The sequence below is a fragment of the Priestia sp. BR_2 genome, assembly GCF_041954005.1.
Taxonomy (GTDB): Bacteria; Bacillota; Bacilli; order Paenibacillales; family Paenibacillaceae; genus Paenibacillus_AQ; species Paenibacillus_AQ lautus_A.
In genome coordinates this window covers 83574-108695 of sequence record NZ_JAVFHM010000350.1, presented here as the reverse complement: position 1 = coordinate 108695, position 25122 = coordinate 83574, and the positions used below count along the sequence as shown (strand labels likewise).

24 protein-coding genes are annotated in these 25122 nt (G+C 52.6%); 16 read left to right on the top strand and 8 right to left on the bottom strand.

Annotated features, from left to right (window positions below; genetic code table 11):
- Positions 1 to 134: 134 nt before the first annotated feature.
- Entirely contained in the window at positions 135 to 650 is a 516-nt protein-coding gene (locus RB298_RS31595; RefSeq protein WP_096774391.1) for a hypothetical protein, read from the top strand.
- Positions 651 to 754: 104 nt separating this feature from the next.
- Here RB298_RS31595 and RB298_RS31590 read toward each other — a convergent pair whose 3' ends face one another.
- The gene (locus tag RB298_RS31590) at positions 755 to 1498 is read right to left on the bottom strand and encodes a hypothetical protein (RefSeq protein WP_096774390.1); all 744 of its coding nucleotides are present in this window, start codon (positions 1496 to 1498) and stop codon (positions 755 to 757) included.
- 282 nt (positions 1499 to 1780) lie between these two features.
- Between RB298_RS31590 and RB298_RS31585 the strand changes: the two genes are divergently transcribed.
- The 6 genes from RB298_RS31585 (at position 1781) to RB298_RS31560 (ending at position 7497) form a co-directional block, all read left to right on the top strand.
- On the top strand, positions 1781 to 2548 hold the full coding sequence (locus tag RB298_RS31585) for an amino acid ABC transporter substrate-binding protein (protein ID WP_192571368.1): 768 nt from the start codon (positions 1781 to 1783) through the stop codon (positions 2546 to 2548).
- A 158-nt stretch (positions 2549 to 2706) separates the two neighbouring features.
- Positions 2707 to 3366 (top strand): amino acid ABC transporter permease, encoded by a 660-nt coding sequence (locus tag RB298_RS31580; protein WP_096774388.1) that lies wholly within the window; start codon positions 2707 to 2709, stop codon positions 3364 to 3366.
- A gap of 15 nt (positions 3367 to 3381) precedes the next feature.
- The gene (locus RB298_RS31575; protein WP_486050276.1) at positions 3382 to 4128 is read left to right on the top strand and encodes an amino acid ABC transporter ATP-binding protein; all 747 of its coding nucleotides are present in this window, start codon (positions 3382 to 3384) and stop codon (positions 4126 to 4128) included.
- A 196-nt stretch (positions 4129 to 4324) separates the two neighbouring features.
- A complete protein-coding gene (locus RB298_RS31570; protein ID WP_096774386.1) occupies positions 4325 to 5818 on the top strand; it encodes an alpha-N-arabinofuranosidase in 1494 nt (497 codons plus the stop codon).
- 9 nt (positions 5819 to 5827) lie between these two features.
- Entirely contained in the window at positions 5828 to 6106 is a 279-nt protein-coding gene (locus tag RB298_RS31565; RefSeq protein ID WP_096774385.1) for a hypothetical protein, read from the top strand.
- A 149-nt stretch (positions 6107 to 6255) separates the two neighbouring features.
- Positions 6256 to 7497, top strand: coding sequence for an MFS transporter (locus tag RB298_RS31560; RefSeq protein WP_486050273.1), 1242 nt, complete (start codon positions 6256 to 6258; stop codon positions 7495 to 7497).
- Positions 7498 to 7607: 110 nt separating this feature from the next.
- On the opposite strand, the gene RB298_RS31555 is transcribed toward RB298_RS31560, so the two are convergent.
- Together RB298_RS31555 and RB298_RS31550 are read right to left on the bottom strand one after the other, a co-directional pair.
- Positions 7608 to 8000: a DoxX family protein gene (locus RB298_RS31555; RefSeq protein WP_096774383.1), complete on the bottom strand. Its 393-nt coding sequence runs from the start codon at positions 7998 to 8000 to the stop codon at positions 7608 to 7610.
- Positions 8001 to 8259: 259 nt separating this feature from the next.
- Positions 8260 to 9174: an AraC family transcriptional regulator gene (locus RB298_RS31550; RefSeq protein WP_486050271.1), complete on the bottom strand. Its 915-nt coding sequence runs from the start codon at positions 9172 to 9174 to the stop codon at positions 8260 to 8262.
- 176 nt (positions 9175 to 9350) lie between these two features.
- On the opposite strand from RB298_RS31550, the gene RB298_RS31545 reads away from it, so the two are divergent.
- Entirely contained in the window at positions 9351 to 11114 is a 1764-nt protein-coding gene (locus RB298_RS31545) for a glycoside hydrolase family 35 protein (protein WP_096774381.1), read from the top strand.
- 85 nt (positions 11115 to 11199) lie between these two features.
- On the opposite strand, the gene RB298_RS31540 is transcribed toward RB298_RS31545, so the two are convergent.
- Both RB298_RS31540 and RB298_RS31535 read right to left on the bottom strand, forming a co-directional pair.
- Positions 11200 to 12453: an MFS transporter gene (locus RB298_RS31540; protein WP_015736158.1), complete on the bottom strand. Its 1254-nt coding sequence runs from the start codon at positions 12451 to 12453 to the stop codon at positions 11200 to 11202.
- A gap of 29 nt (positions 12454 to 12482) precedes the next feature.
- Positions 12483 to 13529: an ROK family transcriptional regulator gene (locus RB298_RS31535; protein WP_486050268.1), complete on the bottom strand. Its 1047-nt coding sequence runs from the start codon at positions 13527 to 13529 to the stop codon at positions 12483 to 12485.
- Between the two features lie 182 nt (positions 13530 to 13711).
- Between RB298_RS31535 and RB298_RS31530 the strand changes: the two genes are divergently transcribed.
- Genes RB298_RS31530 through RB298_RS31515 form a run of 4 tightly spaced genes read left to right on the top strand, consistent with a single transcriptional unit; the run spans position 13712 to position 17863 of the window.
- A complete protein-coding gene (locus tag RB298_RS31530) occupies positions 13712 to 14764 on the top strand; it encodes a LacI family DNA-binding transcriptional regulator (protein WP_192571373.1) in 1053 nt (350 codons plus the stop codon).
- A gap of 25 nt (positions 14765 to 14789) precedes the next feature.
- A complete protein-coding gene (locus RB298_RS31525) occupies positions 14790 to 15950 on the top strand; it encodes a Gfo/Idh/MocA family protein (RefSeq protein ID WP_192571374.1) in 1161 nt (386 codons plus the stop codon).
- Between the two features lie 53 nt (positions 15951 to 16003).
- Positions 16004 to 16735: a ThuA domain-containing protein gene (locus tag RB298_RS31520; protein WP_375120237.1), complete on the top strand. Its 732-nt coding sequence runs from the start codon at positions 16004 to 16006 to the stop codon at positions 16733 to 16735.
- Positions 16736 to 16756: 21 nt separating this feature from the next.
- Complete coding sequence (locus RB298_RS31515; protein ID WP_015736153.1) at positions 16757 to 17863, top strand: Gfo/Idh/MocA family protein; 1107 nt, start codon at positions 16757 to 16759, stop codon at positions 17861 to 17863.
- 135 nt (positions 17864 to 17998) lie between these two features.
- On the opposite strand, the gene RB298_RS31510 is transcribed toward RB298_RS31515, so the two are convergent.
- Positions 17999 to 18670: a pentapeptide repeat-containing protein gene (locus tag RB298_RS31510; RefSeq protein ID WP_213579117.1), complete on the bottom strand. Its 672-nt coding sequence runs from the start codon at positions 18668 to 18670 to the stop codon at positions 17999 to 18001.
- Between the two features lie 89 nt (positions 18671 to 18759).
- Positions 18760 to 20592 (bottom strand): DUF2334 domain-containing protein, encoded by a 1833-nt coding sequence (locus RB298_RS31505; protein WP_486050264.1) that lies wholly within the window; start codon positions 20590 to 20592, stop codon positions 18760 to 18762.
- A gap of 177 nt (positions 20593 to 20769) precedes the next feature.
- On the opposite strand from RB298_RS31505, the gene RB298_RS31500 reads away from it, so the two are divergent.
- The 3 genes from RB298_RS31500 to RB298_RS31490 all read left to right on the top strand — a co-directional run bounded on the left by RB298_RS31500 (position 20770) and on the right by RB298_RS31490 (position 22930).
- On the top strand, positions 20770 to 21297 hold the full coding sequence (locus RB298_RS31500; RefSeq protein WP_096774373.1) for a GNAT family N-acetyltransferase: 528 nt from the start codon (positions 20770 to 20772) through the stop codon (positions 21295 to 21297).
- A gap of 105 nt (positions 21298 to 21402) precedes the next feature.
- Complete coding sequence (locus RB298_RS31495) at positions 21403 to 22488, top strand: redoxin domain-containing protein (RefSeq protein ID WP_486050262.1); 1086 nt, start codon at positions 21403 to 21405, stop codon at positions 22486 to 22488.
- Between the two features lie 100 nt (positions 22489 to 22588).
- Positions 22589 to 22930 carry a hypothetical protein gene (locus RB298_RS31490; RefSeq protein ID WP_009593131.1) on the top strand — a complete coding sequence of 114 codons (342 nt, stop codon included), beginning with the start codon at positions 22589 to 22591 and terminating at the stop codon, positions 22928 to 22930.
- Positions 22931 to 23019: 89 nt separating this feature from the next.
- Here RB298_RS31490 and RB298_RS31485 read toward each other — a convergent pair whose 3' ends face one another.
- The gene (locus tag RB298_RS31485; protein WP_486050260.1) at positions 23020 to 23913 is read right to left on the bottom strand and encodes a hypothetical protein; all 894 of its coding nucleotides are present in this window, start codon (positions 23911 to 23913) and stop codon (positions 23020 to 23022) included.
- Between the two features lie 358 nt (positions 23914 to 24271).
- Between RB298_RS31485 and RB298_RS31480 the strand changes: the two genes are divergently transcribed.
- Positions 24272 to 25117: a WXG100 family type VII secretion target gene (locus tag RB298_RS31480; RefSeq protein WP_486050258.1), complete on the top strand. Its 846-nt coding sequence runs from the start codon at positions 24272 to 24274 to the stop codon at positions 25115 to 25117.
- Positions 25118 to 25122 lie beyond the last annotated feature (5 nt).

Here is a 25122-nt window from a genome sequence, read left to right as displayed (position 1 = left end):
CGACAAGTACATAGGTGTTTCAAATCCCAAGAATTGGGTTAATGACCATTAATGTTTGTTGAGTCGGATTCCGAGGCAGAAAGTAGTATAAATCTGATCTTTCAATAGAAGTATGAAGAGGGAGCGATGAGAAGATGAAGAAGTCGGCTTGGAAATTGGGAGCAATGATGCTGCTTGTCCTGATCATGATGACAACCGTCGGTGTAGCCTCAGGCAACAATTATGAGCCGGTTCCGAAAGCTTCGAATCAGGAAGCTGCCTACATAAACGGACTGGAGATCAAAGACGGCAAGGTCTTTCTTCTAGTAGATCCTATCGAGTGGTATGAGGGAGAGGAAGCGAATCAGGTGTTCCGCGAACGGGAGCAGGACCCTGAGATGACCGAGGCCCCCGACGGCTATTATATCGTGAACGATACGGAAGAGCATATCGAACTTCCGGTAGCGGACGATGCAGAGGTGCTGCTCCAGCTGTACGACCATACCGGACGCTATGAGGATGCCCAGATTTCCTGGAATCAGCCGGTGAGCCTGAGCAAATTCGCGGACATTTACAAAAAGGATGATATCGTGGACATGAAATGGTTTCCGTTTCATATCACCGTTGAAGACGGCGTCGTCGTGAAGATCATCCAACAGTATGTGCCTTAATTTATCATGAAAATAGAGAAGCGAACTGATGAAGAGCCGCTCCATTTCGGTTAATCCTACCGAGGGGCGGCTCTTAAGTTTGTTTGTAAGCCTAACGGCAAGCGTTAACCGGCATCTTTGCTGTAGTGCTGGTGTTTCATCGGTTTGATTTTACCGTTGACCACGTCGCTGACGAAGGGGGCTATCTTGGATTTCCGTTCTTCGTATTCTTCCTTCGTCACCTTGCCCTCGGACAGCTTCCGATCCAGGCGCTTCGTGAGTGCCTGGACTTGCTGATCAATGACGGACTGGACGGGTACGCCTTGCTCCTTCGCGATCTGGGCCAGCGATTTTCCGGATTGCAGCGATGCTTTGAGTTGGTCCGGCGTTGTCTTCAGCAGCTTGGCCAGCTCGTCGCTATCCGAGATCAGCCGGCCGTGCCGCTGATGCATCCGCTGCTTGTGCCATCCGCCCTTGGCGTCAAGCAGCTTATCCGCCGCTGCGGAGTAATCGATGGATTTGCCCAGCTGCTTTGGATGCGAAGCGATTTTCTCCTTCAGCAGCTCCATGATCTTGGCTTTCATGGCATCCCGCGATACGCCTTGCTCTTTGGCTATTTCCGCGAGGGTCGAGGTTTTGAGTTTATCCCGGAGAACTTGCGGCTCCAGCTTCAGAAACTCGGAGATGGCCTTGAACATATGGCCGGGTTTATGTTGCCCGCGTTCGTCCTTGGACGAAGGAACAGCCGGTGATTCCGATTGCTGTCCGATCGGTTCCGCCGAAACCGAGACGGGAAGATAAGCGAGGCCCATGACTAAAGCGATGGCGAGCAGCACCAACCGCTTCACTGACTTCATGTGGGTTGTCATTGTTGTTTACCGCCTTTCATGTTGTTGGTCTTACAGTCCATCATTCTTTCCCGCTAAACTGAACTCATCCTTAAAATAACCTTAAAATAGGATGAAAATACATAAATTTCATGCGAATGGTGAAAAGTGGCCATTCTATGAAACTATCGACTCTTCTCTGCTAATATGCTATCATGGAGTCTTGATAACGTATTAAAGTGAAAAAGCAGTTATGCATAGGACGAGGATTGATGCAGATCCCAGAATATGACTGCGCTTAACGTCTACGAGGGGGATTTTCTGGTGAAAAAGATAGCATCCGTGTTAGCAGGCTTCATGCTTTTATTAACGGTAGTCGGCTGTTCGAGCTCGGCAAGCGGGGGGAATGAGCTGGTGGTCGGAATTGACGACAAGTTCGCGCCCATGGGATTCCGCGACGAGAGCAATGAAATTGTCGGCTTTGATATTGATTATGCCCGCGCAGCGGCCGAGAAAATGGGCAAGGAAGTCAAGTTCCAGCCAATTGACTGGAAAGCGAAGGAATCCGAGCTTAGCAGCGGCCGCATTGACTTGATCTGGAACGGTTATACCATCACCGATGAGCGCAAGGAGAAAGTGCTGTTCACCAAGCCTTATCTGGAGAACAGTCAGGTGGTGGCGGTGCTGAACGATTCGGATATCGCAACGATCGGCGATTTGGCCGGCAAACAGGTCGGATTGCAGTCGCTATCCTCGGCAGCCGACGCGCTTAGCGCCAATGCCATTCACGAGCAAGTGAAGAACATTTCCGAATTTCCCGATAACGTGCTGGCATTGAGCGATTTGAAGAATGGACGCGTAGACGCCGTGATCATTGACGAAGTAGTCATGAAATACTACATGTCCAAGGAAGAGGGAACGTACAAGATTTTGGAGGAGTCCCTGGCACCGGAGCAGTACGGGATCGGAGTTAAGAAAGGCAATGAGGAACTGCTGGAAAGCCTGCAGAAAGCCTTGGACGAAATGAATGCCGACGGCACGGCCGCCAAGATTTCCGAGAAGTGGTTCGGGGAAGACAAAGTGTTGAAGTAGGCATTCCCAAGAGGTTGGTCATCCAACCTCCCCATAGATATTCCAAGAAACCGGACTTTGACCAAAGGCTCCGGTTTTCTGTTCCAATCGGTCGGTACAATGAAATCATCGGAGAACTTCAGCATTCCGGAAGTTTTTCCATTAGGAGTTAAGCAAATATGAGTATGGATTACATCGTTCAAATCGGCAAACCGATGCTGGAGGGCGCGCAGACCACGATCCTGTTGTTCTTGATTTCCATTCTGGTCTCCATACCGCTCGGGTTTGTGTTCACGTTAATGGTTCGAAGCGCAATCAAGCCGCTGGCTTGGTTGGCCAATGCTTATATATATGTTTTTCGAGGTACCCCGCTGCTGCTGCAGCTGCTGTTCTTCTGCTTTGGGCTGCCGGTGCTGCCGGTGATCGGAGAATATCTCGTTTTGGATCGTTTTGTAGCCGCATGCTTGGCATTCGTGCTGAACTATGCCGCTTATTTTGCGGAAATCTTCCGCGGAGGACTCTTGGCGATTGACAAGGGGCAATATGAAGCGTCTAAGGTGCTGGGCCTGAACCGCTGGCAGACGACCACGAAAGTAATTCTGCCCCAGATGTTCCGCGTAGCCCTGCCTGCGGTATCCAACGAATCCATTACGCTGGTAAAAGATACGGCGCTGCTGTATGCGGTGGCGGTACCGGAGCTGCTGCACTTCGCGTATACGGCGGTCAATCGGGATTTCACGATAATGCCGTTTGTTATTGCGGGCGTGATATACCTGCTGATGACGCTTGTGTTAACGCTGCTGTTTAAATATCTGGAACGCCGATTCAAATATGAATAGAAGGACTGTCGCGCAATGGCAATTATCGAAGTAACCCATATGAAAAAATCCTTCGGCTCGCTGAACGTGCTGAAGGACGTCAGCTTTGAGATTCAGAAGAATGAAGTGATTGCCGTCATCGGGCCTTCCGGTTCGGGAAAGAGCACCATGCTCCGCAGCCTGGTGCATCTGGAGGAAATCAACGGCGGATCGATCAAGGTGCAGGATCAGTATTTGGTGAAGGACGGCGTGTATTCCAGTCCGCCGCAGATCAAAGCGATCACGTCCCGGATGGGCATGGTATTTCAGCACTTCAACCTGTTTCCGCATCTGACGGTACAGGAGAATCTGGGCCTCGCGCCCAAACATGTCAAGAAACAAAGCAAAGAAGAAGTTAGAACGAACGGCACCGCACTTTTGCAAAAAGTCGGTTTGTCCGATAAAGCGGATGTATACCCCGGTAATCTGTCGGGCGGTCAGAAGCAGCGCGTGGCCATTGCTCGGGCGCTCATGATGAATCCGGACATCATGCTGTTTGATGAACCGACATCGGCGCTGGATCCCGAGCTGACCGGCGAGGTGCTGGCCGTCATCAAGCAGCTGGCCGAGGAGCACATGACAATGGTGATCGTGACGCATGAGATGAGTTTTGCCAAGGAAGTGGCGGACCGGATCATCTTCATGGATCACGGACAAGTAGTCGAAGCCGGAACGCCGAATCAAATATTTAACCAGCCGAAGATGGAGCGGACCCGCGAGTTTTTAAATCGGGCCGCGCATTAAAGAGGACTGGCTCAAAGCTGGATCGAAAGATCGGCTGTGGGCTGGTCTTTTTTTTGGCAAAAAATAAGGCCAATAGAGTGAAAGCGTTTAAATTATTGGTTGACGGAATCAGAATTGATCGATATCATTGTTTTAAAGATTTATAAACTGTTTCATATAAACATCTATAAAATAATAGCGAGGAGCGGAAAAAGTCATGAGTCAGGTTATTACCATTCATTCGGACGTATCCAAAGGCAAAATCAATCGCAATATTTATGGACATTTCTCCGAGCATCTGGGCCGCTGCATTTATGAAGGAATATGGGTGGGCGAGGATTCGCCGATACCCAATACGGAAGGGATCCGCAATGACGTGCTGGATGCGTTGAGACAGCTGAATATACCTGTTTTGCGCTGGCCGGGCGGTTGCTTTGCCGACGAATACCATTGGAAAGATGGCGTCGGGCCGCGGGAGAATCGGAAACAGATGGTCAATACGCACTGGGGCGGCGTTGTGGAGAACAACCATTTCGGCACGCACGAATTCCTCCGTCTCTGCGAGCTTTTGGGCTGCGAACCCTACATATCGGGCAATGTCGGCAGCGGTACCGTTCAGGAGATGTCGGAATGGGTTGAATACATGACTTTTGACGGCGTGTCGCCGATGGCCGCATGGCGTCAGGAGAATGGCCGCGAGAAGCCGTGGAACGTGAAATATTTTGGAGTCGGGAACGAGAACTGGGGCTGCGGGGGCAATATGCGACCGGAATATTATGCGGACTTGTACAGACGCTATCAGACTTACGTCCGCAACTATGGCGAGAACAAGATCTACAAAATTGCCTGCGGCCCGAATGTGGACGATTACCGCTGGATGGAAACCGTCATGAGGGAAGCGCATCCGTACATGGATGCCATAAGCCTTCATTATTACACGGTTCCGGGCGAATTCTGGACAGGCAAAGGACCTGCCACCGGATTCAGCGAACAGGAATGGTTCACCACCATGAAGAAAGCACTCCATATGGATGAATTGATCACGAGACATTCGGCGATTATGGATCAGTATGATCCTAATAAGCGCATCGGTCTCATCGTGGATGAGTGGGGCACCTGGTTTGATGTCGAGCCCGGCACGAACCCTGGCTTCCTGTACCAACAGAATACGATCCGTGATGCCCTGGTGGCGGGTTTGACGCTGAATATTTTCCACGAGCATAACGATCGGGTGGTGATGGCAAACATCGCGCAGATCGTCAACGTCCTGCAGTCCGTCATCTTGACCGAAGGCGAAAAGATGATCCTTACCCCGACCTATCATGTGTTTGATATGTACAAAGTGCATCAGGATGCCGAACGTTTGGCTACCCATCACAGCGGGGCCGATTATGAGATGAATGGCGAGAAGATCCCGCAAGTATCCGTGACGGCCTCGAGGGATGAAGCCGGCAAAATCCATGTAAGCCTGTGTAATGTTAGTCACGCGGAGCAGAGCGACGTGAAGATCCAGCTTCGGGGATTAAGCGGTGCGGTGAAGCAAATCGTAGGCCGGCAGCTTGCCGCCGATTCGCTGGACGCTCATAATACCTTTGAATCGCCGGAGGTTCTCAAGCCGGCTGCATTCACTGCATTTGAACAGGAAGGTGACGTACTGCGTGCGAAGCTGGCACCGATGTCCGTTACCGTTCTCGAGATCACGGCGGAATAAACGAAGGTCATGGCGGATAATCGGTGTAAAGGTTGTCATGACGATTACCGGGTCAGCGATGAGCAGATCACGCGCGTGCTGTCCTCCCCGATGTTCTCATCGGACCGGTGCGTGCCGGATGACGAATATGATGCCCGTCTTCGTGCGTGCTTCTCATGCCCTAAACTGCAAGGGGGCACCACGTGTACGCTGTGCGGATGCATCGTACAGATTGCCGCGAAGCTGAAAGACAAGCGCTGCCCGTGCCCGGGGCAAGACCGTTGGTCGATCACCGTTAGTGCTTCATAGAAAATAACGCATAGTCAAAGGCCTGTTCTCATGGATGGATCATGGGAGCAGGCTTTTTTAGAACGGGAAAGGTTCAATAGCTTTACAGAAACTTATAAGCTATGTTATGACTAATAAAAAAAGATCGGCACGTTAGGATAGGGTGTGACATGAAAGAAGGAGGCTTTTTATATTACTGGACCGCGCACTCGAGCATTTCGCTGGCAGGCGTTGTCTATATCATGGTGCTGACTACCTTTATGTATCAGGAATCCGGTTCGGCTTTTATTGCTGCGTTGTTCCCGCTGTTTAACGCAGTGGCGCGGTTTGCCGCCGGCTTTACGGCTCCGCTCGTCATGGAGAAATTCGGCTTCTTCAAGCTGCTGTTGAGGCTTCAGGTTCTGAAAGCCCTGCTGTTGACCACGCTGGTAGTCTTGTTCCCGTACATATCATCCCAGGTCGTGATATTGTGTATCTTCATATTATTCATAGCGTTTACCGAAGGATGGGGGAACCCGCTGATCCAATCCATGGTACCAAGAATGGTCGCTCCTGACCGGTTGGTAAAGGCCAACAGCTCGTTATCCGTGACCAGCCAATCCTTGCAGATTGCGGGATATACGTTTACGGGGTTTCTGGTCATACGCTACGGACATATGCCGACATTAATCATGAGCTGTACGCTCATCTGGCTATCCGTATTCTGTCTTTGGATTGCGGCTCGATCCATGCAGTCGAAAGCTCCTGCTGCAGCCGGACGAGGGAAACCAAGCTGGGAACTAATCCGTGAAGGCTGGTTCTATCTGTGGAGAATTCCTACGCTAAGAATCGTCACGATCATGGATATGGTTGAGGGGATAGCCGGAACCATCTGGGTGGGAGCGATCACGCTGGTATATGTAAAGGAAGTGCTGCATCAAGGCGAGGCCTGGTGGGGATTTATTAATGCCAGTTATTACGTCGGCGCCATTCTTGGCGGTTTGCTGATGCTGCTGCTGTCTTCCTTCATCCAGAAAAATTTGATACCCTGCATGGCCGCAGGTTCCGCAGTATTCAGTCTGCTTACTTTGTGGTACGGCCTGAACAGTATCCCGGTTGTGGCTCTAATCCTATGTATTGCGATGGGGCCGGCCTATCAGCTGAGGGATGTGGCGCAGCAAACCGCTCTCCAATCCAGTGTGGATCAGGAGATGCTGCCGAAAATATATGCTTCTCGGGATATCTTATTATCCACGGTAACAAGTGTATCGATTGCCGTTATTGGTCTTATCGCGGATACGCTCGGTATTCGCATGGTTTACATTGCAGGGGCAATCTGTATTGCCATATCCGCAGGGCTGTCGTTCACAATCCTGAGGCTGCAGCGGAAGCCGGCTTCAGCGGCGGAAGCGGGAGGCAGCATCTTGTCATGAGATCAATAGAAAAGAGCTGTACCAGTCTCATTCCTTTCGGAATGGATCTGCGCACAGCTCTTTTTCATGGGATCGACGCTCCGACAACCTTGAGGATGCTCTTGTCCGCGTTAGGCTTTGTTCTTCTTGCTGAACAGCGAATCAACCGAGAGCAGGCTGCTGCCGCTAAGAATAAGATGTAGGGCCATGGCCAGCAGCGCGATATCCAGTTCATAGCCACCCAGGAAACCCATGCCCAGCTTCGCCTGAAAAATCGCCACGACAAGCACGACCCCAAGAACCAGAGAAGCGATTCTCGTTCCCAAACCGATAATCAGCGCAATTCCGCCCACGATTTCGATAATGGCTACAACGGTAGCCATAAAAGCAGGGATTCCCAGACTTGCGAAGAATCCTTCGATATTCCCGATGCCGCTCTGGAATTTATCCAAACCGTGAGCCATAAAGATGACCCCCAGAATCACCCGAATAATGAAAGTGCCTGCAGAAGAATAACTACCCATGAAATAGACCACTCCTTGTCTTTTTGGTTTAAAATGTTATCAACTAACTTAAATATAGCTGAGAACTATAGGTTGTATCATACTCAATTTAACTATTGAATGTCAAGTAACTAACTAAAAATACTTGGATTTTACAATATCCGATCATGATGCCAGATGATTAGATGAAGTTCAGCCAATACAGAACAATAGCCATCCTCAAAGGGATGGCTATTGTTCTGGTACTCGATATTGGAGGTTCTTTTATGCTTTTCATGGCTTAGTGCCTGGGCCGGTATTCGGTCGGCGACTGCCCGGTCCAGCGGCGGAATTGCCTGGAAAAATGGCTGGCTGAGCGAAAACCGAGTTTGTCGGCGATTGCGTTCATCGGCAGATGGGTCGTGACCAGCAGCTCTTTGGCCAGACTGAGCTTCTGGCGGCTGATATATTGTCTTGGCGAGATCCCGTACACTTGGCGGAATAACTTGGAGCATTGGCTTCGGCTTAAATTAAGCTCTTGGGACACAGCCATGACCGATATCTCTTCGGTCAATCCCGACGACAGCTTCGCTTCGATGGCATGAGCCGCATCCGCTGCAAGCAGGGAGGATGGTTTAGGGGTGCCTGCTGCCGCAGATAAAGCGCGGGGCGGCTTCAGCGCATCCTGCCTCTTCAAGAGAGAGAGCACATCATGGATGATGAGCAGGGTGTAGGACTGGAGCAGAAGCCTGTCCTCAAATGTAAGATTGTAATCGCTCGGCTGGTTCTCCGGACGGACCGAATGGGCTGCCGGCTGGCTGCGCCGGACGATTCCTTCCAGCTCTTGAACGTAGGCAGCCAGTTTGCTGCGCTCGCTTTCGTGGTGGCGAATATGTCGGTAAGGGGCAGCGGATAATGAGCTTCGAATTTCTGCATCATCCAGATCGAAATGAACATTGAAGTACCCATACTGCTTGTTGGATGCATTCGAGGTTTGATGGGGCACCCCGGATTTGATCAGAAGCCATTCCCCTTCGCGGAGCTGAATGGAATCCCGATGAATTTCCTGCAGGACTTCGCCTTCCAGACAGTATAGCAGCTCGAACAGGTGATGGTGATGCCTCGGATAGCTCCAGCCTGGCGGCTGGGAATCAAAATGGCATCCGGTTACCTGCAGCGTTTGAATCATATTGGGAAAGCGAAAAGCGATATCCATGACAGCTGGCTCCTTTTGGGCATCGAAAACGCCGGTAATGATGCCTTATATTGTATCATAACGATGATTCGGCACAAAAGGTATAAAGAATGCCCCATTTGGAGATTGAGCAGCATGGGATTTTGATAGATGATGGCAATACAAAGCAAATGAAACGTGTTAGGAGGAAACAAGCTATGAAAGCTCAATTGAAAGCGGTTAACCAACAATTCGTGCTGGGGGATGAACCGATTCAGATTTTGTCGGGTGCCGTCCATTATTTTCGGGTGGTTCCGGAATATTGGGAAGATCGGCTGATGAAGCTGAGAAGCTGCGGATTGAACACGGTGGAAACCTATATTCCGTGGAATTTGCATGAACCGAAGGAAGGACACTTTGTGTTTGATGGCATTGCCGACCTGGAAAGGTTCGTCCGTATCGCCGGCGATCTCGGGCTGCATGTCATCCTTCGGCCGAGCCCTTACATCTGCGCAGAATGGGAATTTGGAGGACTTCCATCCTGGCTGCTGCAATATCCGGATATTCAGCTTCGATGCATGGACCCGGTTTATCTGGAGAAGGTCGACCAATATTATGATGAGCTGATTCCGCGATTGGTTCCGTTACTGACCTCCAAGGGTGGTCCCGTGATTGCGATGCAAATCGAGAACGAGTACGGGAGTTACGGAAATGATACGGCATATCTGGAGTATTTGAAGGATGGCTTGATCAAGCGGGGCGTGGACGTGCTGCTGTTCACTTCGGATGGCCCCACGGACGGAATGCTGCAGGGCGGAACCGTTCCCGGCGTGCTTGCCACGGTCAATTTCGGATCAAGAACGAAGGAGGCGTTTGATAAACTGCGGGAGTACCGTCCGGAAGATCCTCTGATGTGCATGGAATACTGGAACGGTTGGTTTGATCATTGGCTGAAGCCACACCATACCCGGGACGCGGAAGATGCTGCTGCCGTGTTCAAGGAAATGCTGGACTTGAATGCATCCGTGAACTTCTATATGTTTCATGGCGGAACGAATTTCGGATTCTATAACGGGGCGAATTTTCACGAAAAGTATGAACCGACGCTAACCAGCTACGATTATGATGCCCCTCTCTCGGAGTGCGGGGACGTGACGGCCAAGTTCGAAGCCATTCGAAGCGCGATCGCGCAGCATCAGGGGAAAGAGCTCTCCGATTTGCCAAGTCTTCCGCAGCCTGTCAAGAAGATAAGCTATGGCTCGGTAAGCATGACGCACTATGCCGACCTGCTGGAGCATCTGCCTGCGCTTTCCGAGGAGCAGAAACGCACGGCACCCGTACCGATGGAACGGCTGGGCCAAAGCTATGGCTTCACGGTATACGCAACGCATATTTCCGGGCCGCGTCAAGGGGAGTCCCTGCATCTGCAAGAGGTGCATGACCGGGCTCAGGTATTCCTGGACGGAAAGTATCAAGGGACGGTGGAACGTTGGGATCCCAAAGCCCTGCCAATCGATGTTCCGGCAGCCGGCGCCAAGCTGGAGATCGTGGTCGAGAATATGGGACGCATCAATTACGGCCCGAGGCTGAAGGATTATAAAGGAATCACGGAGGGAGTCCGAATGAACAACCAGTTCCTGTATGACTGGAGCATCTATCCCTTACCGCTTGACCATCCGAATACGGCACCGTTTCAACCGCTGGAGGGACCTTTTGAACAGCAGGACCGACCTACCTTCTATCGCGGCGAATTCTTGGTGGATGACATTGGCGATACGTTTATCCGCTTAGACGGATGGGGAAAAGGGGTCGTCTGGGTCAATGGCTTCAATCTGGGACGCTACTGGGAGCAAGGGCCGCAAGCAGCGCTGTATCTGCCTGGACCGCTGCTGAAGCAGGGACGGAATGAAATCTTGGTATTTGAGCTGCATCATACCGAAACGGCAAGCATCGAACTTGTCGACACACCCGACTTGGGTTAATTCGTCCGGAACAGACCGACGATGGATAAACAAAAGGGAGCCCTCTTGTAAGCTGAGAGGGCTCCCTTTCATGTTGATTCGAGTATCAAATTAATTGCTTGCGGACTTTTAAATAACGGTATAAGACGATACCGAATAGCGAACATAGGACGGCACATAATCCAATGAAGCCATAACCGGCCTGGAGCCCGCGCAGCAGGCCGAGCTCTGTACCGCTGCCGTACATTTGCTTGAATCCGTTCGTGATCGCGCCGATCGCGTAATTGCCGATGACGCTGCCGATCCCCATCATGGTGACGGTGAACGTAATCGCGGTGTCGCTCTCATTCGGATATCTTTTGGCAATGAGAGCCATGACCGTCGGATAGATCGGGGCAATCCCGATGCCTGCCGCCGCAAACAGGAAGGCGTAGGATTCTCCGCCGAAAATCGCGACAAACGTACATACTCCGGTCAGTCCGGACAGAATGATGATGGACAGCGTGAAGCCGATCCGGTCCGTTATCGGGCCAAGCAGCAGGCGTGCCGCCGAGAAGCAGAGGAAGAACGCGGATAGCATGCCGGCTGCCGCTGCAGGTTCCCATTTGTACGATTTTTCAAGAAAGTTGACGAGCCATCCGCCAACCGCCATCTCCGATACGACGCCGAAGGATAGGATCATGACGACCAGCCACAGCGCGGGATCTTTGACCAGCAGCTTCAGCGGAGTCCGTTCCGTTTCGGATAGATCGTCCCCGGGAAACTTACTCATGAGTGCCGGGATCATGGGAAGTATGGATAACATCAGCATGGCCAGGTACATGCCCCGCCAATCCAGCGTGTAATTAAACACGGTAACGGTCATGAGACCGGATGCAATCATCGGGGCCACCGTTGAGCTGATACCGTAGAAGAAATGGGACAGGTTCATCATCGTGCCCGTATTGCGCACAAAGATCCGGGCTGACAATATCGCGAGTCCGATCTCCAGCATACCGTTCCCAATGTACATTAAGAAGTAGGATGCGGTAAACAGCGGGTAGCTGTGGGACAGGAAGATCAACACGCCCGAGATGGCCATCGATCCGAAGGCGGCCATGCTGACCCACTTGATTCCGATCTTCCGGGTCAACAGCGCGGTGAAGGAGCACGCGATCAGGTACCCGAGCGCGTTCAGGGAGAGCAAGGTGCCGATCTGCATTTCATCCAATCGAAAATCGAATTGGATCCGCGGAATGGCGGGCCCCTTAATATTCTCCGATATCCCGAATATGATAAAGCCTAGAAAGATCGTTGCCAAATGCAGAGTGTAGTCTTTGCTCAATTTAGGTTTTGTTTTTGGTTGAAGGTCAGTATTCACGGTTAATCCCCAATCGTCATTGTTGAATTTTACATTGCGCTTGTATCGGATATCATCATATCCAGAGCGATCCGCTGCAAGCCGGCTAGATAGTCGTGTTCCCAATCGCGAAGCAGCATTTCGGGAAGATGCCGCTCCGGAACGTAGGCGGAGGCACGCTCTTTAATGGAGACAAGGGCGGAGGGCGAGAGATTATTCTCGCACCACAGAATGGCATCGGGATTGAGAATCGCGGTGAAGGCGGCACTTAGCCGGCTTAACGCATCGATTTGCTCCTGATCCGGCTCGATGAGACTGCTCATCACGGAACGATTACGTTCCAATATGTCTTGAAAATTGCTGCCCTCGCTCATCGGGACGAAGCCGATCTCGCCCGTGAAGAACGAGCGGCCGCGAACGACGTTTCCATTAATGAGCAGTCCGGCCCCCGGTCCGTTGTGACCGAGGTACACGTATACGAGGGAAGCCTCCTCCGAGCCGCTGAGATTGTGGTAACCGAGCACGGCTGCATTCATGTCATTCTCTACGATGACAGGAATGGAGAACAGATCCTCCAGGTAAGATTGGAGGTTGTAATCCTGGAATGTTCCATACGACGGCACATGGAAAATAAGACCGTCCCGCACCGCCGCAGGCATGCCAACGGCGATGGAGCGTATCTCTGGATAACGGCGGGTCCAGTTTGCCATTTGGGAAGCCAAGGCTTCCGGTCCACGATGAAGGATGCCGTCTTCAGCTTTCCGCTCGAGCAAGTCGCCGTTCCAATTAAAAACAGTGTATACGCTCTGCTCTTTCTCATAATAAACGGCGAGACCCAGCATATAATCCGGATTAAAAGCATAGCGGTTCGCACGTCGGCCGCCGCTGGATTCATCCTGCCCGAGCAGGTTGACTTCACCTTCCTGCACCATGAGCTCCATAACTTTGCTAACAGTCGGAAAGCTGATGCCGAGTCTTTCGCTGAGCTCGGCTTTGGTTCCGCTCCCCAGCTCCAGCAGCGTCGAACGGAGCGCGCGCCGGACGGCGAATTTCATGGATTGCGGCGTAGGCAAAGCTTCTTTGCGCGTATGAATCACCTCGTTCACTCTTTTTAAACGTGTTTAATAAGTCTATGGGGATGATTATTGCACATCCGATAAGACGGTGCAAGAACAATATGTTGGTTTCAAAAAGAATAGGATGAAGGATGGGAAAGCGGTTGACAACAGCCATGCTCCATGAGAAAATGTACGCGCGTACATAAATTGCAGGAGGCTTGATGATTATCGCTAGTCGTAAAGAGGTAGCACAGCTTGCCGGCGTTTCGGAAGCAACGGTATCCCGCGTCCTGAATGGTGTCGGGCCGATCAAGGAGGAGACCAAGCAGCGCGTGCTGGAAGCGGCGGATCGGCTTGGATATACCCCAAGCGCGCTAGCCCGCAGTTTTGCGCGGCGCAGGAGCGGTAATCTTGGCGTCGTTATGCCTTACCTGCCGAAAGCTCGCATATTCTCCGCCTATTATTTTTCGGAGATCCTAAGCGGCATCGGCAGTAAGGCGCTGGAGAGCAAGCATGACCTGCTGATGCTGTTCCGTGAACCCGGCGGTTCGATGGATTACTTGAACCTGTTTCGTACCCAGAAGGTGGATGCCTGCATCATTCTCGGCGCCCGGGACGATGAAGGCGAGCGCGCAGCCATCAAACAGCTGAGTGAAGCGGATCGCCCTTACTGCCTTATTAATCAATACTTTGACGGCGAGGCGTTTCACGTCATGGATGCCGATCATGTGGAAGGCAGCTATCAAGCCGTTCATCACTTGATCGGGCAGGGATTCCGGCAAATTGCTTTTCTTAATGGCCCGCCCCAGTATTCCAACAGTCGCGACCGGCTGAAGGGGTACACCCGGGCGCTGGACGAAGCGGGAATCAAGCCGGATGAATCCTTGCTGTTTGAGGGCAACTTCAGCCGCAAGAGCGGTTATGCCGCAGCCGAGCTAATCGCCGGGAAGCTGGACCGGATCGAAGCGGTGTTTGCGGCCAATGACCGCATGGCGATCGGATTACAGCAGGGCCTGCGCGCGTTAGGTATTGCAGAGGATCGAATGCCTGCCTTTGTCGGTTATGACGACTCGGAGGCTGCAGAGCTCTGCACCCCGCCGCTCACCAGCGTAAGAGTTCCTTTCTATGAACTGGGATATCTTGCCGCGGAGCATGTGCTTCGCCTGCTGGACGACTCCGATTCGCCGGACGGCAGCGGATCGAACGCCGCGCTGCATCGGCAGCTGCCTACTCGCCTGGTGGTCCGCGCATCTTCGCTTCATCAAAATCAATGAACCCTTATTCAAGGAGGAATGAAAGATGAAACAATTACGTGTCGGCATGATCGGATATAAATTCATGGGCAAAGCCCACAGCAACGCATATCGAAGCCTTCCGATGTTTTTTCCGAAGGCGCTGAAGCCTGAAATGGTGGCAATCTGCGGCCGCAATGCGTCGGCCGTGCAAGAAGCGGCGGATCAGCTGGGCTGGCGTGAAAGCGTTACCGATTGGAAGCAGCTCGTGAATCGGGAGGATATCGATCTGGTCGATATCAATGCTCCAAGCGACGCCCATAAGGAAATTGCGTTGGCCGCGGCGAAGGCCGGCAAGCATATTTTCTGCGAGAAGCCGCTCGCGCTGACCTTGGCCGACGCCAGAGAGATGCTGCGGGCGGCGGAAGATGCGGGAGTCACCCATATGGTCGGGTTTAACTACAGATTTTCTCCGGCCGTAAGACTGGCCAAGAAATTGATTGATAGCGGCAGATTGGGCCAGATCTATCACTTTCGTGCCTGGTTTCTGCAGGACTGGATCATGGACCCGCAGTTCCCGCTGGTATGGCGGTTGCAGAAGGAAGTGGCCGGCTCCGGATCGCATGGGGATCTGGGCGCTCACCTGATCGACCTCGCGCATTATCTGGTCGGGGATATGCAGGAAGTAATCGGGATGAGCGAGACCTTCATCAAGGAGCGTCCCATTGCCAGCGAGATGACAGGATTAAGCGCAAAAGGAAGCGAAGGCGGCCCCATGGGCCAAGTTACGGTAGACGACGCTACGTTATTCATGACACGCTTCGAGAATGGGGCGCTGGGCAGCTTCGAGGCAACGCGGTTTGCCGCGGGACATCGCAGCACCAATTCCTTCGAGATCAACGGCAGCTTGGGCAGCGTGAAATTTGATTTTGAACGGATGAACGAACTGGAGGTTTACTTCACGACCGACGATGAGGACGTTCAGGGCTTCCGCCGGGTACTGGCTACCGATCCCGTACACGATTATATGGAAGCATGGTGGCCGCCGGGGCATACGATCGGCTTCGAACACACCTTTACGCATGAATTTCTTGAGTTGTCGAACGCGATTTCGGAGGGACGGCAGCCGGTGCCTAATTTCGCGGACGGCGTAAAATGCCAAGCCGTCCTGGAAGCCGTGGATAAATCGATCGAAGAACGACGCTGGGTGCAGCTGTCTGAAATGTAATCATAATCATTCGGCCAGGGCTTGGCCGGACACATAAAAAAGGAGTGCTACGCATGAAAAAGGCTTTAATCGTATGGGGCGGCTGGGACGGACACGAACCGGAGCAGGTTGCCGGCATTTTCGCGGAATTGCTTCGGGGTGAGCACTATGAAGTGGAAGTATCCGACACGCTGGATGCATTTAACGATGCGGAGAAGCTGCAGGCTTTGGATCTGATCGTGCCGGTATGGACGATGGGCGAAATATCGAAGCAGCAAGTGGAGAACGTATCGCTTGCCGTGCAGAAGGGAACCGGCTTGGCCGGCTGCCATGGCGGGATGTGCGATTCTTTTCGCAATAATGTGGACTGGCAGTTCATGACGGGAGGAAACTGGGTTGCGCATCCGGGAAACGACGGAGTGGAGTACCGGGTCGAGATCAAATCCAGCTCCAGTCCGCTTGTGGAAGGGCTGCAGGATTTCACCGTGGCATCCGAGCAGTATTATCTGCATGTGGATCCGGCCGTCGAAGTGCTGGCCACCACCCGTTTTCCGGTTGCGGCAGGACCGCATCTGCTGAACAAAGCGGTTGACATGCCGGTGGCGTGGACGAAGCGCTGGGGATACGGACGGGTGTATTACAATTCGCTAGGTCATCATGCAGATATCGTCGACATGCCGCAGGTGAAGGAAATGATGCGGAGAGGACTGCTGTGGGCCGCCGAGGGCAAGTCATTGTATGCCGGCTCGGACATGAGTTTCTTTACCGAAGGTCAGGGCTACACAGGCATGGGAGATAGCCAATAAAGGCAGAAGGAGACTGGGATCATGAAGAAGGTAAAGGTAGGCATTATCGGCTGCGGTAAAATCAGCGGCATTTATATGGAAAACTGCCACAAGTTCGACATCCTCGAGCTGACGGCCTGTGCGGATATCGATCGAGCCCGTGCCGAGGAACAGGCCGCCAAATATAATATCCCGAATGTTTATACCACCGAGGAGCTGCTCGCGGACCCGGAAATTGAGCTGGTCATTAATCTGACGATTCCTGCCCTTCATGCGCAAATAATGCTGGATGCATTGGAAGCCGGCAAGCATGTGTACGTCGAGAAGCCGCTGGGCGTAACCCGGGAAGAGGGCAGAGCGGTGTTGGACATGGCAGCAGCCAAAGGGCTGCTGGTAGGATGCGCCCCCGAGACATTCCTTGGAGCCGGTATCCAAACGGCCCTGAAGCTGATTGAGGATGGACGTATCGGCAAGCCGATCGCAGCTACCGCATTCATGATGAGCCGCGGACATGAGCATTGGCATCCGGATCCGGAATTTTATTATGCCGCCGGCGGCGGTCCGATGTTCGACATGGGGCCTTACTATCTGACGGCACTGGTCCAATTGCTGGGACCGATCCGCGGTATTAGCGGAATGACCGGCGCTGCGCTTGCGGAGCGGACCATTACCAGCGAGAAGAAGCAAGGGCAGAAGATTAAGGTAGACATTCCTACGCATGTAGCCGGACTTATCGATTTTCAGAATGGAGCCATCGGCACGCTGATTACGAGTTTCGATGTTTTTGGAGGCAGCACGCTTCCTAATATTGAGATTTACGGCACCAAGGGTACGCTTCTCGTTCCGGATCCCAACACCTTCGGCGGGCCGGTAAAATACCGATTGACCGGTGAAACCGAGTGGACGGAAGAACCGCTGCTTCCGGGGTATAACGAGAATACGAGGGGGATCGGCCCTGCGGATATGGCCTACGCCATCCGGAGCGGAAGAGCTCATCGAGCGAGCGGCGAGCTTGCCTATCATGTGCTTGAAGCCATGTGGGGGTTCCATGATGCTTCCGATGACGGCAAACGGTATGAGATGTCCAGCACCTGCGACATCCCGGCACCGCTTCCGCTTGATTTGCCGAAGTACACCCTGGATCAATAATATTGCGTCACATGTTAAAAGCGGCTTACCCCAAAGGTCAACTGGACCCGGGGTAAGCCGCTTTACACTGTGTCGGGAACTCTATATTGCACTGGCTAACCTGTCTATTCCGTACTGGAATGGAGCGACAAGAGGTTATTCTTTTACGACAAGACCGAATATTTTCGTTAGCGGAATGGCTTGATGCGGCGATATAATGCATCCTTGAAGATCTTCCAGCGTCGCGCCGATATGGTGGAAGTCCGTTCGGCTTAGATCGATTCCCGCAAGCTTCGTGCCGGAGAACTGCGATTGATCGATCTGGCAGTCCATAAACTCTACCTTGCTTAACTCGGAATGATAAAAATCCGATTTGACGAGCGATGTCGATTGGAAGGATACCTGCTTCATGTTGGCAAACCGGAACGTGGCATAGTCGCCCGTACAATGGTCGAATACGACATTACGGATGGTGGCGGCCGTCAGGTCGAGCCCCAATATTTTGCAATGATTAAATTGTACCCGATACATGATGGCCTCGCTGAGATCAACATTGGACAAGTCGCAGTGGTTGAACACGAGGTCCGTCAGCTCGGCATGATGGAGCGTGACGTGCTGGAACGTCACGTTATCGAAGATCATTTGGTCGAACTGAACCTTGTTGGCCGTAACATAGACAAGCGTCTCGTCCTGACAAGCGGATTGAACGAATGAGGATTCGTCGTCAACACCGGCGTCGGACAGGATCACAGGCTCAAGCTGCTTGGGGAGCTTGGGTTTCACGATTTTGATCGGTGCCGATGAACCGGCCGTATTGGGGGGTGCCATGATTTTTTCCTCCAAACATAGGAATAAGGATTGTAATAATAACTTAACGGAACACACCGCATAGGTTTGAATAGAAGTATAACATGTCCTTATCCCATTGTCCGGTCCCTCGCATTGATGGCGGCGTCCAGGGTTCCGCCGTGCCGATTCGGTGACCATGCCAGCAGACTGACGCGGCTGTTGCCCGATAGATCAGCAAGGAAAGGCGTCGTCTGTTCTCCGGCAGCCCATGGCCCAAAACTTTCTTCCTGCCGCCCGAAGGCCGTTCCCGAGCTGTACAGGATGAACCACTTCCCTGAAGCAGGTTGAACGAGAACCAAATCTTCCAGCCCGTCTCCATCGACATCCCCTAACACCACGGACAGGGGCGAACCCAAGGGATCCTCGGCGGAATACCAAACGCCGGCATTCCGAAGCCGTGTACCGCTGCTTAGCCAGACCTGACATGCTCCGGAGGCGGAGTTCCACACCACCAGATCGTCCAGGCCATCGCCATTTACATCTCCGATGCACGGTATCATATCATTGCTCTGTAAGGAAACCTCATGCTGAATAAGGGGAGGAGAAAAGCTCCCCCCGGAACTGTAAGCGATGGCGGCTTTACCGGTGACGTCATCCCATAGAAATAAATCATCTCTGCCGTCCCCGTTAAAATCTCCCATTAAGGATTTCCAATTCAGGACTCCGGGCTCGGACAGCCAAATCCCGTCAGGTGCCAAACGGCTGCTGCCGGCGCCCAAGGCAACATGGCATATCCCAAGCTCTGCATGCCATACTGCCGCGTCGATAAAGCCGTCGCCGTCGAAATCGCCTGTCATTGCGGTGCCGCTAGGGGTTGGCGGCCAGTCGGCCAATAGCGGACGTATCGAATGTATGCCATTATGGATTCTAAGGGGAGACCGGATCCCAAGATCCATAGCGTACCAAATGTTGCTGGCCTCGTCCCGAATGATCCATCGGTTCGGGAGCTTGTTTCTTTTGGCGTGTAGAAACTTGGGACGCTTCATGCTCAACCTGTCCGACAGCCGGGTTTCCCTGAAATCCGGTATGAAGGGGAGGATGGAGGTTAAGGATACGAACGATTTACGCTCCCTATCGAAGAACCGAAGGATCCTTCTGAGCGGCGAGTGTCTGTCATAATGCACGGTGCCGTCATCAAGGAATCGGATATATGGAAATTCAAGATAAGGGTGGTAAAAGAACGAGGCCAGTTCGCGTTCACCCGTGAAATCCTTTAAAGTCTGTTCCATCCGAGCAACTTGGGCTTCGATGTTATGGCCTGAAACATAATAAAGCGGCGTGGGAACATAGATCGTTCCGTTCGTCAACGGATCGTCCGGGTTGTGCCGGAGCACGGCTGTCTTCGCATTCGGTTCGTCCGGCGGAGATTCGTACAGGACCCCGTTGCAGATCTCGATGATCTGCCGCTGAACCGGCGATGCGGCATAATGCGGCGTCTCGAACCAGGCCGCGGCAAAGCCCGCCGTTTGGAACGCTTGATGCCCCAGCTGAACCCGCCGATAGGCATAGGATTGCTGCAGCTGCAGGAGCGAAGCCACAGCCTCGGGTGGATCATCCGGCGGACAATCGGCGGCGCATTCCGAATATGCAAATTCGAATCCGTCGCCGCTTGCCGATTTCCCGTACTGATGCGTATAGCCGTGAATGCCAAGCGAGGCGCCGAGCGCTGCCATCGTGCGGAGCAGCCGCACAAACCGAAGGGAAGCTTCATCCTGCAGGTCGGCTATCGAACGGTCCGTATGTTGCGCCGGATCAACGTATCGGGGAATAACGGCCAGATGAAAGGGGATTCGCAGCTGGTGCAGGAATCTTGCGATGACAAGCAGCTTCGCTTGTTGTTCTTCCGTCCCGTACCATCCGCCAGGGCCGATATCTTCAAGCCGTATCATTGCTTTATTCATGTACAGGCCCTCCTTTCATGGGCATCCGAGCGTCATCAGGTATCCGATACATTTTATTTATGCTAGTTGTGGGCTTAGCGTCATCAGGGATGAAGCAATCAATGATAAAAAGAGGATCTTCGAGCCTCTCCGCGAATACCAAGAGATCAAGAGAGGAACAGGAGGAAGTGGAAGACCATGCAGATTCGAATTGCAAACGAGCAAGATGCCGAAGGCATTGCTAGCGTACATGTAAACAGCTGGAAAACGACGTACAGGGGGATCGTCGATGATGATTTTTTGCAAAAGCTTTCCGTTGCGGACCGCGTAGAAGGCTGGCGCAGGAAGCTTGCCAATATGCCCGAAGACGAACAGCTACTGGTTATTTCAGACGAACATGGCAAGGTTTACGGGTTTATGTCGTACGGGACGGAGCGTGAGCAGAAGATCTCCCATGAAGGAGAACTCTACGCGATCTATCTCCTGGAAGAAATTCAAGGGCAGGGATGGGGAAAACGGCTATTTGCCAGGTTGAAGGAATTTCTGCAAACGAGAGGATATCGTTCGTTGTCGGTTTGGGTGCTGGTAGGCAATAAAGCCGAGCAATTTTATAGACATATGGGCGCTCAAGAGCTGAAGCAAAAAGAGATTGTCATCGGGGGAAAAAGACATGCCGAATTGGCACTGCTTTGGAGTTCCCTTGACCAAATCCGCTCATCTTCCTGAAGGTCTTCGCTCGGTTTTACATTAATGAGAGAATCCACTATGATGGAGATATACCCCGGCGGGTAACTCGATTTTTGATTTTGCCGCATTATAGGAGGTTCGCATTTGAGTATTATTCCGATAGGTCCGTTGATGATCCGAGCCGATATTGTGATATTTCTGATCTGCGCCGCGGCCGGGTTCGCCGCGCTTCGCATTCGTTTGCGCCAAATGCCGCAGCGGGAATGGATCCTGGACACCTATTTATCCGTCATCATCATAGGTTTTCTCTCATGGAAATTCGGGATGCTGGTGTTCGATCCGATCCGCACCCTCCAGCATCCGACCTCGCTGATCTACATGACGGGGGGAGTCAGGGGAATATGGCTGGGGGTTGTCCTCGCTATCGTCTACGCTGCACTTCGCTGGAACAGGAAGAGGGGGGAGTTTGGCCTGCTGCTGAAATCGGCGCTGTTATCGGCCTTTGCAAGCGGAACGGCAGGGTATCTCTTTCAGTGGCTGTGGGCGGATGGTGCGAGTGTGACGTCTTCGTTATTCTATGCTCTGCTGTTCGGCGTCTTGCTGACGGTCAGCTGGCTTCGCTTCCAGGCACCGCTGTCCCAATTCCTTACGCTGGGTTTAGGAAAAAACAGGGCGGTCCTGGTCGTGATGGCAGCTCTCTTCGCGTGGGTCATTTATGACTTCACTTCGAACACGGCCAGCGAGCGGGAAGCAGCCGCACCGCCGCATCAAGAGGGAAGCCAGGAAATCGCAGCGGAAGGTTTGAAGCCTGGGCTTCGCGCGCCGGATTTCACGCTGACCGATTCAGAAGGCCGGGAGATCAAGCTGTCCGATTATCGCGGGCAAACCGTTCTCCTTAATTTTTGGGCCTCCTGGTGTCCCCCTTGCAAGGTCGAAATGCCTTATATGCAGGATTTTTACGAGAAACATCAGGATGAGGATGTCATCATACTGGCCGTCAATATGACCCATCTGGAAAAAAGCATGATCGAGGTACAGTCTTTTGTTGAGAAAAACGGCATCACCTTTCCCGTCCTGTACGACCAGCATGGTGAGAACACCGGGCGGTACGAGGTGGTGGCTTATCCGACCACCTACGTCATATCGCCTGGCGGCATCGTATCGGAACGGTTTCAAGGCGCGATCGACGAAGATATCATGGCTAGAGCTTACCGCAAGGCTAGCGATTAAGTAAGGTTAATGGCGGAATTTTGGTTGCATGGACTTCTATCTCTGCCGCCTTCTCCCCAGAAGGAATATAATACACAAACGCTTGGGAGGGGGAGAAGGATTGCAGCCAATACCAATTTCGGCAGAAGGATGCAAAGGTTACGTCGGCAAAACCGTTTGCGCTGTCATGCATGATGGGAGGGAAGTCGTGGGGACGATTCGCGGTGTACATGATCGCGGTCTTGAACTCGAATTTGCGAACCCATCCGCATATATATTGTCCGCCAAAGGGAAAAAGGGCAGAAAATCTTCGAAGTCGACCAAAGGCGGTGCACAAACGTCCGCATTTGGACCGTACGGCTACGGCGGTTTTGGACCATATGGAGGCTACGGTTTCGCAGGCAATGTGCTTGCTTGGGAAGCCATTGCCTTGTTGTTCCTCATTCCGTTTTTATTTATCTAAACCCGCATCAGGATATGGATCAAGGCCAGCAGTTTTCGCTGAGACAGTTGGGGAAGGTGCCCCATACTGTCTCTTTTTCTATGTCCATTTTATAAATTTCGGGTGGATCGGGTACGGTTGAAAGGTTCGGCGGATGCATCGGATTGACTGATCAGCCATATCACAGGGGTAAAGGCAACGAGAAAACAGCTGCCCGCCAGAATCGGCAGCAAGGACCATTCCGCCACGGAGTAACCGAGAAGCGTCTGCCATCCGATGGCGATCAGTCCGAATAAATAGGCGAGACCGCTGATATGGATGATGATCGGTTTAACGGCAGCATTGACGGATTTTCTCATGGACAGCCAGGCCACCAAAGGAATGGCCTGCAGTGCATGAAACCCGAGTCCGTGCAGCCAAATGATATTGCCGCCGATCCCGGTGAAACGACCCGCGTTGATGGAAATCCAGATGCCTGCCGCAAAAGATACGAGCACCGCGATCATGGCATAACGGATGCCGAGACCAAGCTCCGGATGGGCCTCTATTACACGTTTGCGGAAATATTGAGCCCCCAGGATCAGGTAAAACACGATGAGCAGAAGCGCAACGGCAGGAAAAATCGTGGAGATGACATGATCGAAGGATGAACCGTTCTGAACGAACCTCGGATCGACGCCGCGGAAATGTTGTACGGTCTCGGCGAAGTAGGTGAACAACACTAGGGGGATGTAACAGCAGCGGTAGATCGATTGGCTTCGTGGCCGCATGCCGGAAACCGGTAGAATGCTTGCGGTTGATAGGATGAATATTCCCAGGGCCGCGTTGAAGGAAAAGGCTTTGGAGACATCTCCGTCCGGTGAGACAGGTCCGCCATGGAGCAGCACCCATACCCCGCAAATTCCGGCCAGCAAAAAGCCGAGCAGACCCGTGAGCATGAGCCATGTCTCCTGTTTATACAGCCGGTATGCCCCGCTGGCCGCTTCACGTGCAAGTTGGTTCATAATGAATACCCTCTTTCGGAAAGATGAATTGTTTCTAATGTACAAGAGAACGGGAGCTGCTTTAACGGGCTGGGGATGTAATGGGCACCGTACCCCGGGATGATTTCATGGCTGGGCTTAAGCCGGGGATGAGATGGTTGTTCATCCGCATGGGGAATGAGGAGGTCAGTGCTTTTTTACTAGATCGGGACCTGATGAAAATGAATCCTTCGCTTGATTGTTCCTTTCCTGTATACCTACTAAAATTGAAAAATGTGGTTATTGCTTGGTAGTTCGGTTTAATAGTTTATGGAATTGAAATTTGTTGGTAGACTGCCTGAAGAAGCAGGGCGGCGAGACAGAAGGGGCGTCCGTATTTATGTCCAATCGAATATTAGTTACACCCGAGCAGCTGGAGCAGGTATCCGCGCAATTTGCCCAATCAGGGCAACTTAGCGGCGATATGGTGCAGCGGCTTCAGCGAAGCATTCACGAAATGGAAGGTCAGTGGGAAGGGATGACCCGCGAGCGGTTTTACGGGGATTATCAGCATGCCAGGACGACGATGCTCAAGTTTGTGGAGTGTTTGCAAACGATATCCACCGAGCTGAAGCAAATATCCGTCAAATTCCGTTCCACGGATGAAATGGTGAACGGTGCTGCAGCTGGAGGAGCCGTAGCAGGCGCGGGCATTATGGCAGGGGCGGCAACCGGAGCGGGAATCGCTGCGGCGGCAGGCGCTGCATCCAAGACTTCCGGCGTGGCCGCTAAATCCTCAAGCAACCCGCTGGATGCAGCGCTCAAAGGAGTAGAAGTGGAAGGCAGCGTAATCAAGCACGAAGAGAATGGACTTTATGCCAAAGCAATAACAGGCAGCGCGGGAGCAAGCTTATCCGAAGGAGCGCATGCCAGCGGGGCTGTTGTTGAAGCAGGCTATGCGAATGATCATGTCGAAGGATCGGTTAGCCTGGTGAAGGCCGAAGTCGAGGCGGCGGTCAAGGACGGCACGCTTAGCGTCGGAGCTGAGGCTACATTAAACAAATATGAGGGCGGCGTGAATATTCCGCTTCCTTGGACGGATAAAGAGCTGCACATCGGAGGTTCCGCTTCACTGGGCGTACTCGGCGCATCCGCGGAGGTGGGCAAAAGCGGTTTGAAGTTCCACATCCCGTTGGGACCGGGAGCAAGCCTCGTCGGAGTCGGAGGAGCGATAACGGTAAAATAGAAGGG